The sequence below is a fragment of the Bacillus sp. 205(2023) genome, assembly GCF_037027485.1.
Classification (GTDB): domain Bacteria; phylum Bacillota; class Bacilli; order Bacillales; family Bacillaceae; genus Bacillus; species Bacillus halotolerans.
In genome coordinates, this window is the sequence record NZ_JAXCHF010000023.1 from 1 (window position 1) to 3,648 (window position 3,648).

At 44.5% G+C, this 3,648-nt stretch carries 4 protein-coding genes and 1 pseudogene; 3 read left to right on the plus strand and 2 right to left on the minus strand.

The window, feature by feature from the left end; translation table 11 throughout:
* Positions 1–153: 153 nt before the first annotated feature.
* Positions 154–996, minus strand: a complete 843-nt coding sequence (gene mscC / locus WA325_RS21075; protein ID WP_083504394.1) for a mechanosensitive ion channel protein MscC — start codon at positions 994–996, stop codon at positions 154–156.
* Positions 997–2,118 carry a radical SAM/CxCxxxxC motif protein YfkAB gene (yfkAB, locus tag WA325_RS21080; RefSeq protein WP_059291645.1) on the minus strand — a complete coding sequence of 374 codons (1,122 nt, stop codon included), beginning with the start codon at positions 2,116–2,118 and terminating at the stop codon, positions 997–999. It abuts the gene before it with no gap.
* Positions 2,119–2,263: 145 nt separating this feature from the next.
* On the opposite strand from yfkAB, the gene WA325_RS21085 reads away from it, so the two are divergent.
* From WA325_RS21085 to WA325_RS21095, 3 genes and pseudogenes are all read left to right on the plus strand, one after another.
* Positions 2,264–2,449 carry an SE1561 family protein gene (locus WA325_RS21085; protein WP_010333401.1) on the plus strand — a complete coding sequence of 62 codons (186 nt, stop codon included), beginning with the start codon at positions 2,264–2,266 and terminating at the stop codon, positions 2,447–2,449.
* Between the two features lie 99 nt (positions 2,450–2,548).
* Positions 2,549–3,340: a delta-lactam-biosynthetic de-N-acetylase gene (gene pdaA / locus WA325_RS21090; RefSeq protein WP_095714623.1), complete on the plus strand. Its 792-nt coding sequence runs from the start codon at positions 2,549–2,551 to the stop codon at positions 3,338–3,340.
* A 115-nt stretch (positions 3,341–3,455) separates the two neighbouring features.
* Positions 3,456–3,648, plus strand: a pseudogene (locus WA325_RS21095) (helix-turn-helix domain-containing protein); the annotation flags it as partial.

Below are 3,648 nucleotides of genomic sequence, written 5' to 3' on the forward strand. Positions count from 1 at the left end.
TGAGAAGAATTTCTTGTGTGCAACATGAGAAAGACACCGTCCTTGTAAGTCTTTCTTTTATTTTATTACATGAGAATGGATATTTTAAGAAAAAATAAAGGCTGTCGAGATTTTCTCGACAGCCTGACTGATTCCATTATGGAATCAGTTTTTTTATTGGGTTCTTTCAATTCTTACAGCTTCCTCAAGCATTTGCACATTGTTTTGGTACAGCTGGCGAACGAGAACCCGTCTGGCGGCAAGACTGGCACTGAAATAATCTTCATCCCGCACCATGCCCTTTACGGTAAATTCCACCCCGCGGTTGATTTTATTCAAAGCGGTGATGCCGTGTATTTGAAAAGGCTCTGTCGGGTTTCCGAATTCATCCCGCTTCAGTGAATCGCGAAGCTCTTCATTCAGCATGTCGCACGCTTCCTCCAGCACACTGTATACACGATCTGGATCTTCTTTAAAGCTGATGAGAAAGGATTCGGTAATCCGCATAAAATCAATATTATAATTTTCTATTTGTCTGACCTCGCCGTTGCTGATGGTGAGAAGCTTTCCGCTCCATTCACGTATTTGCAGCGAGCGCAGGCCGATTTCTTCGACGGTGCCGTTAAATAAATTGTTTACCGTCACATAATCGCCTTTATGAAGCTGGCGTTCATAAATTAAAAACACACCCGCCAGCACATCCTTGATCAGTGATTGGGCGCCAAAACCGATGACGATACCGGCTACGCCCGCCCCGGCTAAAATCTTGCCGAAATCATGCACAAATAAAGAAATAACATAAAAGATAAAACCGATCGTCGCCGTATATTGGGTGATAGAACGGACAAGGCTTTCAATGGTTTTCTCTTTTCTTTCTTCAATAAAGTCCGTCCGTTTAAAAAATAACTGCACCAATCGGTTAATGATAAAAACACCGATCCACAAAATGACGGCGACGAGGAGAATATCAACGATTTTATTCTGAAAAATCTCCGTAAGTGTTTCTTCCATCCGCATCTAACTCCTGGCTTGACGTTTTGAAAAATCTGTATCCTGGTAGTAGCTGTTTTTGACGAGAACGTTTGGTCCGAGGCACCGGACATTCGGGCAGTGGCAGTTCAGTTCTTTGGCCAGCTTTGTTTCTCTCCACTTTTGATAGGCGGAAGGCAGGCTGTCCGTCTGTATATTGCCGAGCGGCGGTGTATCGCCAAAGTCGGTCACGATAATATTTCCGTCAAAAATATTGACATTCAGTCGCGACCGGCCGTCAGGGTCATTTCTCACTGTCACGTTTTTCGCCGTGCGAAGCCGGCGAAGCAGCTCTTGATCCTCTTCATCAGGACTGCATGCGTAAAACGGCAGTGTGCCGAACAGCATCCATGTCTTTTCATCACGAATATCCAGCAAACGGTGAATCGCCTGTCTCATGTCCTTCAGGCTGAGAGATTCAAGGGCGCTCGCAAAATCACTCGGATACATCGGATGGATTTCATGACGCTGACATTTCATATCTTCTGTGATTTGGCGGTGAATATGCTCAATGTGCGGAAGTGTGCGTTTGTTCAGCATCGTTTCCGCTGATACCATCACTCCGGCATCCACTAGCTTGCGGCTGTTTTCGATCATTTTATCAAAATAGCGCGCGCGCTGCTCGAAGGTCGGTTTTCTGTCCATCATAGCAAAACCGATTTCAGCAAACTCTTCAACCGTTCCCCAGTTATGAGAAATATGTAACACATCAAGATACGGAATAATCCATTCGTATCGCTCGATATCGAGAGTCAGGTTTGAATTGATTTGGGTCCGCACCCCGCGCTCGTGGGCGTATTTCAATAACGGCACGACATATTCCTTTACAGATTTTAATGAAAGCATCGGTTCTCCGCCTGTAATACTGATGGATCTGAGGCGGGGAATTTCCTCCAGCCTTTTTAACAGAAGATCTATTGGCAGAGCATTCGGGTCTTTGGGCTGCAATGTATAGCCTACAGCGCAATGCTCGCATCTCATATTGCACAGTGTCGTCGTTGTAAATTCAACGTTCGTCAGCTGCATATCTCCATACTGGTCGACATCCATATAGGCTTCCCAAGGATCGAACTCAGGTGTAATCGGACGCAGCTTCGTGTTTTGTGTCATGACTATCTAACTCCTTTATAAATGGGGCATACTAACGCTGCCAACAGTTAATTTTAGACCTGATTTGCCAAGATCGCAAGTAGCGGGGCGATTGAAAAACAGCAAAAAATGAGCTACCATAATAAAAAATGAATGGAGGCGCAGAATGGGGAACGCAGTAAACAATAAAGATCAGCAGCTTGATTATTTAAAGAACAGACTAGACATGTTTATGAACGTCATCGATTCATTAGACCCTGAAGCAACAGACGTTGAAGATATAGACAGGCTCATCGGCATGCTGGATGACCTGGAAGCCAAATATGAACGCTTTAAAAAAGACTGGGAATAAAACCGCGCATGCCGCGGTTTTTTATATTGGCATAAAGCGTCAGTATAAAACAGGGCGCCTTTCTGTAAAATAAGAAAAAATGCAGAAGGAGCGCTGGCCATGAAGTGGATGTGTGCAATATGCTGCGCCGCCGTCCTGCTTGCAGCAGGAGCAAAACAGGCAGATGCGGTACTGAATGAGCCGATTAATTGGGGCTTTAAGCGAAGCGTTAATCATCAGCCGCCAGATGCGGGAAAACAGCTGAACAGCCTGATCAAAAAATATGACGCGTTTTATTTAGGCAATACAAAAGAAAAAACAATTTATTTAACATTTGATAACGGCTACGAAAATGGCTATACGCCAAAGGTGCTTGATGTCTTAAAAAAACATCACGTGACAGGAACGTTTTTTGTCACCGGGCATTTCGTAAAGGATCAGCCCGAGCTGATCAAACGGATGTCGGATGAAGGGCATATCATCGGCAACCACTCCTTTCACCATCCGGATCTGACGACAAAAACAGCAGACCAAATTCAGGACGAGCTTGATTCAGTCAACGAAGAGGTTTATAAGATCACGGGAAAGCAGGACAACCTGTACTTACGGCCGCCGCGCGGCGTGTTCAGTGAATATGTGCTGAAAGAAACAAAACGCATGGGCTATCAAACTGTTTTCTGGTCCGTCGCTTTTGTCGACTGGAAAATCAATCATCAAAAAGGGAAAAAATACGCCTACGACCACATGATCAAACAGGCGCATCCGGGAGCGATTTACCTGCTTCACACTGTCTCCAAGGACAATGCCGAGGCGCTGGACGATGCGATTACCGACCTGAAAAAACAAGGCTATACCTTTAAAAGCATTGATGACTTGATGTTTGAGAAAGAAATGAAGCTGCCGTCTTTGTAAACAAGAAAGCCTCTCCGCATGGGACTGACCCCATAAGATGAGACAAATAAAAAACACCTTCAAGTTTGAAAACGGATGATTGTTAGCCGAAATTAGACTTGGAGGTGTTTTTTCTATGGGGACAAGAGTGAGTTATCCGGTTGAAGTTAAGCAGAAGGCTGTAGAAATGAGATTGGCAGGCGTGCCTATGAAAGAGATCATGGAGAAATTAAAAATTAAGAATAAGACACAGATTCAGACATGGGTTAGATGGCATAAGGCTGGGGATACACATCGATTTGAACAGCCTGTTGGTAAGCAATACACTT